The sequence below is a fragment of the Patiriisocius marinistellae genome (assembly GCF_009014635.1).
Taxonomy (GTDB): domain Bacteria; phylum Bacteroidota; class Bacteroidia; order Flavobacteriales; family Flavobacteriaceae; genus Patiriisocius; species Patiriisocius marinistellae.
In genome coordinates this window covers 1,195,680-1,209,787 of sequence record NZ_BKCF01000001.1, presented here as the reverse complement: position 1 = coordinate 1,209,787, position 14,108 = coordinate 1,195,680, and the positions used below count along the sequence as shown (strand labels likewise).

8 protein-coding genes are annotated in these 14,108 nt (G+C 32.2%); 6 read left to right on the top strand and 2 right to left on the bottom strand.

Annotated elements, in window-relative coordinates; all coding sequences use genetic code 11:
* Window positions 1-99 precede the first annotated feature (99 nt).
* Both GB234_RS05320 and GB234_RS05315 read left to right on the top strand, forming a co-directional pair.
* The gene (locus tag GB234_RS05320) at window positions 100-1,242 is read left to right on the top strand and encodes an acyl-CoA dehydrogenase (protein ID WP_151893471.1); all 1,143 of its coding nucleotides are present in this window, start codon (window positions 100-102) and stop codon (window positions 1,240-1,242) included.
* Between the two features lie 169 nt (window positions 1,243-1,411).
* A complete protein-coding gene (locus GB234_RS05315) occupies window positions 1,412-1,768 on the top strand; it encodes a DUF6567 family protein (protein WP_151893470.1) in 357 nt (118 codons plus the stop codon).
* Window positions 1,769-1,997: 229 nt separating this feature from the next.
* Here GB234_RS05315 and GB234_RS05310 read toward each other — a convergent pair whose 3' ends face one another.
* A complete protein-coding gene (locus tag GB234_RS05310) occupies window positions 1,998-2,405 on the bottom strand; it encodes a response regulator (protein WP_151893469.1) in 408 nt (135 codons plus the stop codon).
* Window positions 2,389-7,668, bottom strand: a complete 5,280-nt coding sequence (locus GB234_RS05305; RefSeq protein WP_151893468.1) for a PAS domain S-box protein — start codon at window positions 7,666-7,668, stop codon at window positions 2,389-2,391. The genes GB234_RS05310 and GB234_RS05305 overlap by 17 nt, the downstream gene beginning before the upstream one ends.
* Before the next feature lie 477 nt (window positions 7,669-8,145).
* Here GB234_RS05305 and GB234_RS05300 point away from each other — a divergent pair, with 477 nt between their 5' ends.
* The 4 genes from GB234_RS05300 to GB234_RS05285 all read left to right on the top strand — a co-directional run bounded on the left by GB234_RS05300 (window position 8,146) and on the right by GB234_RS05285 (window position 14,105).
* A complete protein-coding gene (locus GB234_RS05300; RefSeq protein ID WP_151893467.1) occupies window positions 8,146-9,492 on the top strand; it encodes a microtubule-binding protein in 1,347 nt (448 codons plus the stop codon).
* Window positions 9,493-9,580: 88 nt separating this feature from the next.
* Window positions 9,581-10,633, top strand: coding sequence for a hypothetical protein (locus GB234_RS05295; protein ID WP_151893466.1), 1,053 nt, complete (start codon window positions 9,581-9,583; stop codon window positions 10,631-10,633).
* A gap of 178 nt (window positions 10,634-10,811) precedes the next feature.
* A complete protein-coding gene (locus GB234_RS05290; protein ID WP_151893465.1) occupies window positions 10,812-12,767 on the top strand; it encodes an AAA family ATPase in 1,956 nt (651 codons plus the stop codon).
* A 96-nt stretch (window positions 12,768-12,863) separates the two neighbouring features.
* Window positions 12,864-14,105 (top strand): DUF6638 family protein, encoded by a 1,242-nt coding sequence (locus GB234_RS05285; protein ID WP_151893464.1) that lies wholly within the window; start codon window positions 12,864-12,866, stop codon window positions 14,103-14,105.
* The last annotated feature ends 3 nt before the right edge of the window (window positions 14,106-14,108 follow it).

The window sequence follows — 14,108 nt, the reverse complement described above, 5'->3', positions numbered from 1 at the left end:
TTTTGGTTGAGTTTATTTTTGGAATTGCTCTATTTGAAAATCGCTGATTTATACCTACTTTTGCAGTCCTTAAAAAAAATCATTTTTAAAATAAACACTATGGATTTTAAACTTTCCGAAGAACACTTAATGATACGTGATGCAGCGCGTGATTTTGCTAAGCAAGAATTATTGCCTGGCGTTATTGAACGTGATAATAAGCAAGAGTTTCCTACTGAGCAAGTGAAAAAGATGGGAGAGCTTGGTTTTCTTGGGATGATGGTTGACCCTAAGTACGGTGGTGGAGGTATGGACGCATTGTCTTATGCTATTGTTGTTGAAGAGTTAAGTAAAGTAGATGCATCATGCTCTGTTATTGTGAGTGTAAATAACTCGCTAGTATGTTATGGAATTGAAGCTTATGGTACTGAGGAACAAAAACAAAAATATCTTACAAAACTTGCTACTGGTGAGTCAATAGGTGCTTTTTGTTTAAGTGAGCCTGAAGCAGGTAGTGACGCAACATCGCAAAAAACAACTGCGATTGACATGGGCGACCACTATGTGTTAAACGGAACAAAAAACTGGATTACAAACGGAGGATCTGCTGATTTTTACCTTGTAATTGCACAAACAGATAAAGAAAAAGGACACCGAGGGATTAACGCATTTATAGTAGAAAAAACGTGGGAAGGTTTTGAGGTTGGCCCTAAAGAAGATAAATTAGGTATTAGAGGGAGTGACACACACACTTTAAACTTTAATGATGTAAAAGTCCCTAAAGAAAATAGAATAGGTGAAGATGGATTTGGTTTTAAATTTGCAATGAAAACTTTATCTGGTGGCCGTATAGGTATTGCTGCACAAGCGCTAGGTATAGCAGGTGGGGCTTATGAAATGGCACGTGATTATTCAAAAATAAGAAAAGCATTTGGCACTGAAATTTGCAACCACCAAGCTATTGCTTTTAAACTAGCAGACATGCACCTTGAAATTGAAGCGGCACGTTACTTAGTATACAAAAGTGCTTGGGATAAAGACAATGGTAACAACTACGACATGAGTAGTGCTATGGCAAAATTAAAAGCTAGTAAAGTTGCCATGGACGTAACTGTAGAAGCTGTACAAGTACACGGTGGAAATGGATTTGTAAAAGAATATCACGTAGAGCGCATGATGCGAGATGCAAAGATTACACAAATTTACGAAGGAACTTCTGAAATTCAAAAAATTGTAATATCAAGAGGATTGTTGAGGGATTAATTTTAGCCACTCTCAATGATATATTAAATCGCTTTAAATTTTTTTAAGGCGGTTTTTTTTTGAACTATATTAGTTTTTCTTACTGCGGTAATGCAATTGAGGAAAACAGTAATATTGCTCTTCTAAGAATTTATAACTTTGAAATAAATTATTAAAACCAAATTAAAAAATGAAGAAAATTATTTTAATCTTAACAGTCGTTACATTATTTACCTCTTGCAAAACAGTAAGTCTCCATAGTGGTGGCTATAATCAACTTAACCAAACTCAAACTATTTTATCAGGTTCAAATTTTAATGTTTTAGGTAGTTTTACTGGAGTAGCAACTGACAAGATAAAGACCTATAATATACGAGACAAAGAAGGTATCATCTCTAGAGCAAAATCAAATCTACTAGATAATGCAAAAGCTGCAGGCATTGATTTAATAGGCAGTAGAACACTTGTAAATGTAACTTATGACATTATACAAACAGAAAAGAGAATAACAGCTACAATCTCTGCAGAAATTATTGAATTCAAATAACTCCTAAAAGTTTAAGGTCACAATTAAGAAATTAATTTAACCACTCTCAACAATAATTAAAATCGCTTTAAATTATTTTAAGGCGATTTTTTTTGTGAACAATTATACATATTGCCTAGCGGCGAAAATGTTAAGGGTGGGAGATTTGAGAGATTGTTTTAATTAAATGGACAATATTTTGAAAAAAAGGGATTAAGATACTTATCTAGCTTTAAAAATAATTAATCGATTATGTTGTTTTTAATGAATTTACAATTGAAACTAACTCACCTGGTTTAACAGGTTTTATAATATAATCAGAAATTTCTGAAATATTCTTAGCTTTTTTAATATCGTCTGAGTCCACCGAAGAAGAAACCATATAAATATATATTTTCTTACCCACTCTAGGTTTGATTTTAATATACTCCTCCATAAATTGAAAACCATCCATAATAGGCATATTAATATCTAATAATACAATATCAGGAAGATTAGCATCATTATCAAGATTTCTAATAAAAAAATCTAGTGCTTCCTCACCATCAGAAAAAATCAAGACTTCTTTGGCCAAATTATTAACTTCTATGGCTTTTGTTATCGTAAATTGATACACTCTATCATCATCAATAACACAAAAATTATAAAGATTTTCCATAAGTATTCAAATTAAAAATTACTGTAAATATTGATCCTTTCCCCACTTTACTTTTAGCAAATATTTTATCTCCCATAGAGTTTACTTGTATTTTTGTTAGATACAACCCCACGCCTTTAGCTTCCGGGTGTCTATGAAATGTTTTGTTTAGTCCAAATAATTTTAATCCATGCTTTTTTAAATCTATCCCTAATCCATTATCTCTAAACGTTAATATAATTTTACCTTCTAAAGACTCTGTTTTAATATGAATTTCTGGAAGCCTTTCAGAAGATCTATATTTAATTGCATTTGTTAGTAAGTTAAGAAAAATACTTTCTAAATATGTTTTATGATAATCAATTTGAGAAATTTCACTAAAATCGCTAGTAATTATTGCTTTTGCGTTAATTATTTTTTCTGAGATGATTTCTTTTGTTTTATTAAGGACGTCTTCAAAGTTTAATTTTTCAAGTTTTTTTTCATCCTGCTTTTTAGTTTTTAAAGCCTCAATTAATGTATTCAATGTTGATGTAAGATGCTCTATAACTATTTCAAACTTTTCAAAAACCTCTTTCTTATCTCCATCATTATTAGATGTGTGATACAAATGTAACAATGCATTTAAATTACTTACTGGTGAACGAAGATTATGTGAAGAAATATGTGCAAACTCCGCCAGTTGCTTATTTTGTCCTGTTAGTCGCTGTGTTAAGATCTCTAATTTTTCGTTAGCCTGAATAATTTTAAGCTCATCCATTTGTTGCTGTGTAATATCTTGACAAGTTCCAATCATTTCAGTAACATCACCACCATTAGTGGTTGTAATTACAGCTAAGAGCTGTACTGTTTTTATAATTCCATTTTTTAAAACAATACGATGTATAACTTTATTAAATAATTTACCATTTAAAGATTCTTGTATTTTTTCATCTACTAAACATTTATCTTCTGGATGAATAAATCCTAAATAAGTATCAATTGTCAAATCTTCACTTTCGTCTACGTCAAATATTTTATATAGACTTGTTGACCATTTAACTCTATTAGTAGTTAAATCCCATTGCCAATTACCCATCATTGTAATTTGCTCAGCAAAACTTAATAATTGATTTTTACCCAACAACTCATATTCAGCTATCTTTTGTATAGTAATATCTCTTATAGCCGCTGAAACTAACAATCCCTCTTCTGTATGTAAAGGACTTAAACTTATTTGAATAGGAATTTCTCTACCGTCTTTATCAACCCCAAACAACTCTCTTTCAACACCCACAGCACTATATACTGGACTGCCATAATAGTTATCTAAATAAGCTTTATAATCTTCATAAAAACGTTTTGGGATTAGCTTACCAGCAGATTTTTCTAACAATTCTAAAGATGAATAACCAAATAATTTTTCAGCTTGCTTATTTATAAGCTGAATTTTTCCTGCTTCATTAACAATAACCATAGCATCTGGCGCAGATTCTAATAACCCTCTAAATTTGTTTTCAGCCATTTTTTGAGCTGTTACATCTTGATAGGTACCTATTACCTCTGTAACTACTCCATTATTATCAATAACAACTTGTCCTAAAAGCTGAACTGTTTTAATAGTCCCATTAGCTAACTGAATCCTATGTACTATACCATCAAATCTCTTATTATTAACGGTATTATTCATATGTTCAATAACTCGCTCTCTATCTTCCGGGTGTATGTATTTAATGAATTTATTAAAAGTTATGTTTGTATTTTTTTCAATTTCAAAAATATTATAAAGGTTTGAAGACCATTGAGTGGTTTTATTAATTAAATGAGTTTGAAAATTACCCATTAACGTTATTTCCTCTGCAAAATTCAAAATTTCATTTTTCCTCAATAACTCATCTTGTGCTTTCTTTCTATTCGAAATATCACTTGCCACAGCTAAAAAGCCTATTTTATCCCCATCTTTATTATTAATTGCTGTTAATGTTAACTCAACTGGAAAAGTAGATCCATCTTTTCTTCGAAAGGTCCATTCTCTTGTATCAGAAACATTATTCTTAGCTAATTCTAAATAAGGACTAAAGTTAGATGTATCCTTTCCATATCTTTTAGCTATATCTTCTTTAAAAGCTAATAGTTCATCTTCTAAATGATACACTTCAGGAAATTGCAACCCCACCATTTCTGAAGATGAGTAGCCTAATAAAACCTCTGCACCATGATTAAAATGATTAATTATACCGTCATTATCAATTGAAACAATTGCCATTGATCCAGAATTAAATATAGCTTCTAACTGTGCATATGCATCAAACAACTCGTTCTCAGCAGCTTTAACTTCAGTTATGTCTTGGCAGGACCCAATCATTTCAGTTATTTCATCTTCAATTGTTGAATTAGCCACAGCTAAAAGTCGAATTACTTTTTCTGTTCCATCTTTTAGCACAATTCGATGCACTATCTCCTTAAAAAGCTCTCCCTTAAGAGATTGCTTAATATTTGCAGTCACTTCATCTATATCTTCTTCATGAACAAAATTAAAATAAGTGTTGAAAGTCAACGCTGTGCTTTCTTCAATATCAAATATTCTATAAAGATTAGATGACCATATTAATGTATCAGATTTTAAATCCCATTGCCAATTACCCATCTTGGTTATGCGTTCAGCAAAATTTAAAAGTTGGTTTTTTTTCAGTAATTCATTCTTTGCTCTTTTTTGTAACGTAATATCTCTAATTGCAGCACTAACTAACAAACCATCTTCAGTTTCAATAGAATTTAATGTAATGTTGACTGGAAATTCATCTCCATTTTTATTTATTCCATATGACTCTTTCTCAATTCCTACTGCTTTGATTTTTGAATTCCCATAATACACATTAAGATATCTATTAAAATATGGTGTTAATCTTTTAGGGAATAAAATTTCAGCAGAAGACTCTAATAGCTCTATGGAAGAATATCCAAATAAACTTTCAGCCTCTTTATTTATAAGCTGCATTATTCCCTTTTCGTTAATAATAACCATGGCATCAGGAGCAGATTCAAGCAAACCTTTAAATTTATTTTCAGCCATTTTTAGGTGAGTAATATCCTGCCCAGTACCTATCATTTCAACAACATCATCATTATTATCAGTAAAAACTTTACCTAAAAGTCGAACAGTTTTAACTTTGCCTGTGGTAGTAATTATGCGGTGTGTGAAACTATAAAACCTCTTATCATTTGTTGATTTCTGAAAGTATTCTGTTACTAATTCTTTATCATCTGGATGGACAAAATTAAAATAACTATTAAATTTTAAATCAACAGTTCCTTTATCTAACTCAAACATTTTATAAAGGTTATCAGACCAAATTACTTTATCTAAAACAGTGTCCCATTGCCAATGACCCATCATTGTTATTTCTTCAGCAAAATTTAATAAATGATTTTTCCTCAATAAATCTTCCTTTGCTTTTTTTCTTTCTGAAATATCAAGCGAAACACCCAGAAGGCCTATCTGTTTTCCGTTTTCATCTTTGATTGCTGTAATGGTTAATTGAACAGGAAAAGTACTACCATCTTTTCTTATAAAAGTCCATTCACGAGTATCAGAAAATTCATTTTTAGCGATTTCAGAATAAAAATCAAACTCTTCAGTTTCTAAACCAAACTTCTCTGCTAGGTCTACAAAAAATCTTTTTATTTCTTCTTTTGGATGCAACTTTTCTACACCGTATAATCCTACTAATTCAGAAGCAGAATACCCTAACATTTGCTCTGCTCCATAGTTAATATGATTAATCAAGCCATCTTTACTTGTTGATATAATTCCTATTGGCCCAGAATTTAATATTGCCTTTAATTGTTTATGAGCTATATCTAATGCTAAATTAGACTTCTTAATTTTATCGATATCTTGAAATACTCCAAAAATTCGAACACATTTCCCATCTACAATTTCGGTTTGCCCCGTAGCACGAGTCCAAAGAATATTTCCTTTCAATGTTACTAGCTCGACCTCTAAATCATATGGGGTTCCATTTTCTAATGCTTCGTTAACAGCTTTTTCAATAGCATCCCTACTATCCCCCTCTTTAAAAAAATTAATAGCAGTTTTTAAATCTGGCACAAAGTTTTCTGGGGCTTCATGTATTTCACGCACAACTTTACTCCAAAAAATTGTTCCTTTGCTAAAATCTATATCCCAAGTTCCAATACGGGCAATAGCATTTGTTTTTTCTAGTATTTTTTCAATATGAAGTCTCTCTTCCTCATTTTCTTTGATTTGGGTAATATCACCAGTATGCATAATTAAACCGCCAATAATTTCCTCAGAAACGTACCAAGGCCTTACATCCCAAAAAATCCATTGAACAGAGCCATCTTTACGAATAAATGGAGCCTCGTCACAAACGTCTATGGCTCCATTAAGACATTTTTTATGTATAGTTTTCCATTCTTCACCTATTTCTGGAAATAATTCATAATGACAACGCCCAATAACATCTTCATCACCCATTTTAAAATCTGAAATCCATTTTTTAGAGACCGCTATGTAACACATATTTTGGTCAAGCATTGCAATAGAGGTAGGGGCCTGTTCAATAAAAATTTTATTATGAGCTTCTTTCTTTTCTAAGTTAATTTTCACCTTACTTAACTCATCTAGACTTGTTTTTAATTTGTTTGATGAAAAAGATAATTCTTCATTTTTCTCAAACAATAATTTAAAGCTTGGACCAATAACAAAATAGTAACCCCCTGTTGCAATTAACAGGACGAATAGGACAAGAAAAGTAATGGTATAGATTAAATTTTTAAGTATACTGTTAGATTCGTTTAAATACTCAACAACAACTGCATCCATGATTGACGTGTAAAGAGTTTCCGTCTCTACAACATCACTCATATTTTCTTTTACACTTAACGGCTCAGGATTGACTAAAATATTTCTAGAAAAAGAGGTTACTTTTTTCAAGTGTAATTCACTCTCTTTTAAAAGACTATAAATCTTATCGTTAGAAGATTTAGCATTGTTAATTAGATAGTTATGTGTTTTCTCAAGCTCTTTAGTAACATTTTTTAATGCATTTAAATTTTTAATTTTTAGAGGAGTTGACAAATCTGCATCAAGCAAAAACATTGTTTTAGTTATATCATGACTAAGAACAAGTTGTTTGTTTGCTTTATTTATTACTGAAATACAGTTTTCCTGTAAATCAACATTTCTTTTAACTATAAAAAACATAGCAATCACTGTACACAATAGTGCTATAATAAAAGGCAAATACCTTTTCTGTATAGATTTAGCTAAATTTTTCATTTAAAACATTTAAATATTAGCGTATTATAAAAGTTGATTAACAATTAAACTGTAATAAATTACCATGAAAAAGGATAAACCATATTCATTAAACCGCTTTCCGCTAATAAAAGCAGATTTCTAAAAAATAAATATAAAATTCTAAAACGAACAATAAGAAAACATAAGTGACAAAAGGAGAACGTCTTATTAAATTTGGGGTTTTCTAGTCAATTTTATTAACAACAAGATACAAATTTTAACAATACGACATACGCTATTGTTAAAATTTTAACAATTTCTAAAACAAGCTTATTAATTCACCCCTATTTTGTTAATTTATTCAAAAAAAGAAAATAGACAAGTGTAACAAAATCAAACCATCACAGACTTATTAATTGAAAGCTTTTCAAAATTCAGTTTCGCACCTCAAAAATTTTCACGAAATTGATACTCCATTTTTTTATTTAATTATAAACTCTTAAAATAGCCATACCTATGTCTGATGATTTTGACTTATTAGAAACTGATTCTTCTTCAAAAAAACAAGAAAAAGTAGATGTAAACTGGGGGAAAGCCGTAGACCAAATGAAGTCTAAACTTGCCCAAGAAGATGATCCAGAAGCACGTCAAAAAATACTAAACGCAACCCTAGATGATGTTGTAGACATGGCAGAAAAAGATAGGTCTTCCCTATTAGATGCTATTAAGGATTTAACAGACTATCAAGATGAAGTTGGGATTATTTTTGAAAAATTTTCCACACTTAATGCAGATGAGCAAAAGGTAATTGATAATGCCCAAAAGGAACTTGAAAAAGCAAAAAGAGAATTAGAAGAGGCAGAAGCAGTTAAGGATAGCTGGTGGAATAACCTTTGGGGACGTAAAGCAAAAGTTAAGAAAAGAGAAGAAGAACTTAAAGCAGCACAAGTAGTACGTGACGGAGCAGACATGAAAGCAAAAGCGATGTTCCAAGAGCGTATTGAAAGTGCAGATGTCCAAACACTATTAAATGAACTCTCTTATAAATCTCAAGCGGCAGTTACACGTTTAAAAAATCGAGAAGTAGAAATTAAAGAAGTAGAAGAAAAGCTCCAAACTGCTATTGTAGAAGCAAGCAAAAACCACACAAGGGCTCTTGAAAAAAAGAAAGAGACTGAAGACAAACTTGAAGAACAATATGCATTACTAAAACAAGCAAGACAAGCACTAGAAGAAGTAGCAGACAAACAAAGTGCTGCCTATTCTGAGGCTATTGGCAAAGTAACTACCATAGAGCAAAAAGTAGAGGAATTAGAAGGTTTAAAAAATGCCTACACAACATTAGCCGCTTCAAAAGACAGTTTTGTTCACAAACATAATCTTACAATTAAAGTATTGACTTCGCTACGCAGCAACCTACAAACGCATAGAGCAAAGCTGAAAAGTGACACAGATGAAAGACTTAAGTACTATGATGGATATATCGTTGCCTTAAAAGCAAGAACAGATCAAGAATTTGCTGCAATCTTAGAACATTTAGGTGTGAAAACAGATGAACATATAGGGCAAACATTAGCTGCAATGCACACCGCTAGTGCAAAAGCACGACAAGATATGATGGATAATATTCCAGTTCATGAAAAGGTAATGCAGGGTGTTTATGGAAGCTACGCAGAGTCATTACAAGAAATTAGACAAAAAGACGCATCCATTCAGAAAAATTTTGCAGACCGTTATGGTATCGATATGAAAGAAATTTTTGAAGAATACTATGCAACAGATGGAAATAATCCAGCATCAAATAAGGAAGAAAAAACACCTCCCAAGCCAGCTGCTGATGTTGAAGATGACTTACTGAGTTAGAAAGTAGTTTGCTATATGTTAAAGGTTATATGTTTAAATCAAACTACATATAACTCTTAACCATAAACTATTAACTATAAATCTATTTATGTCCATTAACCAGATACAAACCCCACTAGACAGTGCCGTTCTTGAAACTAAGGAACAGTACAAAGTCTATTATAAGATTGTAGCGCACGCTTTTGATTCGCTCGTGGAGAGCTTGTCAAAAAAGCAAATTTGTGAGGAAATGGAAATTTTATTTATCTCTCAATATGCAGAACTTCTCTCCTATTCTTTAGAGGCATTTAGAATAAAATACCTTTTTGACGACGAAGAAAAAATGCGCATCGATTTAACCGAAAGCGGCTTCCCTAACTTTTTAGAATTTAGATACCTATATAATGATTTAGCATTAAAACATGAGCACGTAAGTAAATTGCCAAAAATTGAGGATTTAAAATCACAATTTCTAGAAACATTACTAAAAGATAAAGAAGAAGTTAGTGATTTTAAACTGCATCAAGCAGCTTCCATTGTGTATTATACCTCAGTGGAGCAAAAATATATTTTCAAAAAATTTATTCAAGGAAAAATAACTCGCAATAAAGATGTAACAAATGGTGAGTATATGGTGAGTTGGTCATTTTACGATGTCGTACACAATCGGCCATTTGTTTGCTTTATGTATTTTGATTTGTTTAAAACAACACTTGAGGAATACACCCAGCAAATTTATGAAGTTATTGAAAGCGTTGCAGATCGCAACATGTCGCTTGATATGATGGCATATGCCATAGACAAAAAGCTAACAAAACTATTCCCTAAAAAACTTCGTAAAATTGACCTTGGCCCTTTACATAATGTATTTGCCAAAGATGAACTCGAAGTAACACATGTAATATTAAAAGGTATTATTGACAAAACGCTTGACATTTCGGCGTATGCCATTTCCTTGCAATTAGAGGAAATAAACAGTACAGACACCTTTAGCGAAGGTGGATTTTTCAATAAACAGTATTTACAAATTTGGGAAACAAAAAAACCCGAAAGCTATGTATTTACATCACATAGAGTATTGCAGGTATTGTACGACAATATCCCACAATTTCTAAACACATTATCGCAATCACCCATTGAAATACCTGCGCTAAAATTGTAAAAAAATCATTTTCTCTTCGGAAATTTCAAGGGTGAAAATAATTTAAACAAACATTCATTGTTAGGTTGAACATTTTAAAAAAATTGCGATACGTAAATTTGAGGATAGTCAACATGGTTGCAAAACCCATTGAATTTAAAATTTTAATTGAAAATAATATTTCAGAATTAAAAAAAATATGGAACACAACAGCACATTTCCCATTAAAATAACTGAGCTCAACGCATTACGAGACGAAGCTACTTCGTATCTCAAAGGTGTACAATGGGAACAGGGCGGGAAGGCGCTGCGAAGAGACAAAGATCAAAAAGACAGTTCAATCTTGCTCTATTTATCAAAAGCAAACGGCACTGCAAGTAGTAACGTAACGTCGGTTTCAAAAACTATTTTAGCATTAAAAAAACGTTTGTTACCAGACTCTGTTGCAATTCCGTTACGATTAAATCAATCTCTTTTTGCATTGCAAGAAGGGTTAACAATGGGTATTTGGGTAAAGGATAGTTATTACGATGCTTCAGGATTATCTGGATTAAATGAGCGTAAATCCAACCTCGACGTTTCGCAACGAAGAGAATACGAGAGTAAAATGCAAACTGCCACAGCTTTTATGCTTCACGGTATTGCAACTAGAATATTATTTGATTTAAAACCCGCTATTGCAGATGATTTATCTGTCATGAAAAACAAATTTGCAGGTATTCCAGAACTATCTTTATCATCACCCCTCAAAGGTATTTCTTGCTTATTATTTTATTATGATAAATACTTAGCTCACCCTGAGATGATTGCCAATGATGAAGACGTAATACGTTTTACAGTAGTATATTTTGAAGCTGTAATTTCAGAAATTCAAATGCGTATCAGCTCATTAGATTATACTGAGACGATTACAGACCGCACCTATAAATTAGAGAAAAGTGAGTATGCGGTTTCGGGATGGGAAAATGCAAACGAAGGCACTGCAAAAAGTGTAGAATTCAACAAAATTGAATTTGAAGAAATTGTGGGAAATCGCGATGCAAAACACTTTGCACGCAGATTAACAGAGCGCATGTTAAGTTACGACTTTACTGCAAAGAAAAATCCGTTTCAGGAATTGGGTGGATTTATGCCTGTTTTTATGGGATATGGAATTCCAGGAACGGGAAAAAGTATGTTGATTGCCGCCATTGCAACTAGACTTAAAAAACATTGCGACGAACTGGAAATTCCGTTTTTATTTCATCCCATGCCAGATACGTTAATATCAACATTCCAAGGTGGAAGTGCGGAGAAAATGGTGCAATGGATGAAACCATTAAGCGATCCTACAAAATTAATTTTTGCTCCCATTGATGATGCGGAGAATAACCTACAAGAGCGAACCGCGCGAGGAGTTTCGGCAGGTGTTAAAGAAGTAATTGGTGTTTTTCTAAGATATACGGAGGGCGCATACGCAATTAACTATGGAAATTCTAGCATCGGCCTGTTTACAAATCTACCCGAAATGCTTGACAAAGCAGTAATTAATCGCGTACAGGGAAGATTTAAAATTGATGGTGCAAGATCAATTCCAGATTTTATTGACCAAGATTATATTTGGTGGCGCAAGTTTGAAAAAACAATGCCAGATTTTGTGAAAATGAAAAACCCTGAAGATTATAAATTTTTATCAGCACAAGGACTTGCTAAAAATTTAGGCGAAATTTTAAATGTAAGCGACAAACCTACCGAAGAAAAAATACTAGAGATTTATCAAAAAACCGAAAAACTATATGGGGCAGACCAGCATTTATTTTATGCCGAGTTGTATAAAAATGCACAAGAGTCATTTCCATTTTTCTCGTCGAGAGATATTAGAAATATTCAAAGTGCTATCTCATTGCGCTTAACAGATTTTGATTTACCTCAAGATTGGTTTAATGACCCAACGAGATATTTTAAAAAGGATTATGACACTAAATATGGTATGTTACAAGAGTTAATGAAAGCGAATATGAAAGGGCTTAACTTTAGTGATATAAGGAGGCAAGAGGTTGTGCGCTACCTAGACAACGTAGCCACAATTGCGGATACTGACTTTAAAAGAAAAGTAGAACAACGTTTGCATGATATGGAAGTACAGCTTGCGGCGAGGAAAGAATTTGATGCTTAAAAATGAGATTGGGATTAACGATTGAAGGTTTTTGATTGTTGAATTTTAACAAAAAAAGAATTTTAAATAAGATACCCGTATTCGCGGGCACTGAAGATGAAAAAACTAAAAGAGGCAGGATTATTTGGTAGTGGGTTAGTTCCCGTTTCGGGATCGTTAGCACAGCGCTATAACGATTGTCTTGCCATGCTTGGTGTAAGTCCAACTAGCTTATTATATTTTTCAATTGATGCGATGGGTTGGAGTCCAGAAATTTCCGAAGAAAAAAACGAGAATTTTTATCTCAACGTTGGTGATGCAAACCCTAATGCTATAATTATTTCACCAGAGCAAAAAGGGAAGCCTGTTTTTATGCCATCACATAGTTTTGACCGTGATTTAATGCATGCCATTTTCACAGCTTATAATAAACAGATTAGAGATATAACAAAGGATAGCGCAATTGTTGTACATCTTGACCAGCATATTGACGCATTTTATAGCCCGTTTGATTTGCTTAAATACAAGCATATTTCGGTAAGTTTTAGTTTGTTAAATGATTTGACTAAACATCAAAAAGAGCAACAACAATTAGTTAAAAAATTCAATGATGGAAATAACTTTATAGATAGAGAAATACACCACCAGTTATTAAATTCGGCAAAAAATTATGGCGATTTACGTATTCGAAAATTAGATTTCGAACCGCTATCGCTTAATGTTTCATCTTTTTACACAAGAGCTTTTGGCGGCGTTTTTTTACTCCGCGATTTTATAAAAGATGTAATGGTTTTTGAAGATATTGAGATGTTTAAAAAAGCAATTAAAGATACAGATCATGATGTAATGCTTTTTCACAAAGACCATGATGAGCTAGTGGATTTATTAAAAGACCACCTCATCGCTGAGATTGATTTAAAGGCAGCTATAAATGATGAACGTTATCAACGAATTAAAAAAAACGTATTTGCTGGAAAATTAAAAACTCCCGAGCATGGTATAGATGAAATTTTAGAAAATCAATTTTTATTCAAAAAATACCTCAACGAACTTGACATTGACACACGAAAAGAAATAATGGGTGTTGAATTATATCTTGATAAATTAGCATTAAGCAACCAAACAAAGCGCGAAGACATAGTGAGTAACGCATACTTTAAAGCACTACACAAACCTCACTCATCATTAGAATTAGAGCATCAAGAATTGATCTGGAAGCTGCTTTCTAAAATTGCACCGCTAGATATTTTACACCTGTATTGGTATGATAAAGCACAATTTTACAAAGCTTATTTAAAATGGAATGCTTCTCACCAAGATTGGGCAATTAAAATTATTAATAACGCGATAAAAAACTAAGTT

Bases quoted from the DNA above. Each gene is read 5' to 3' on its own strand.
- GB234_RS05285 (WP_151893464.1), top strand. From the start codon at position 12,864: ATGAAAAAACTAAAAGAGGCAGGATTATTTGGTAGTGGGTTAGTTCCC.
- GB234_RS05300 (WP_151893467.1), top strand. From the start codon at position 8,146: ATGTCTGATGATTTTGACTTATTAGAAACTGATTCTTCTTCAAAAAAA.
- GB234_RS05315 (WP_151893470.1), top strand. From the start codon at position 1,412: ATGAAGAAAATTATTTTAATCTTAACAGTCGTTACATTATTTACCTCT.
- GB234_RS05310 (WP_151893469.1), bottom strand. From the start codon at position 2,405: ATGGAAAATCTTTATAATTTTTGTGTTATTGATGATGATAGAGTGTAT.
- GB234_RS05295 (WP_151893466.1), top strand. From the start codon at position 9,581: ATGTCCATTAACCAGATACAAACCCCACTAGACAGTGCCGTTCTTGAA.
- GB234_RS05305 (WP_151893468.1), bottom strand. From the start codon at position 7,668: ATGAAAAATTTAGCTAAATCTATACAGAAAAGGTATTTGCCTTTTATT.
- GB234_RS05290 (WP_151893465.1), top strand. From the start codon at position 10,812: ATGGAACACAACAGCACATTTCCCATTAAAATAACTGAGCTCAACGCA.
- GB234_RS05320 (WP_151893471.1), top strand. From the start codon at position 100: ATGGATTTTAAACTTTCCGAAGAACACTTAATGATACGTGATGCAGCG.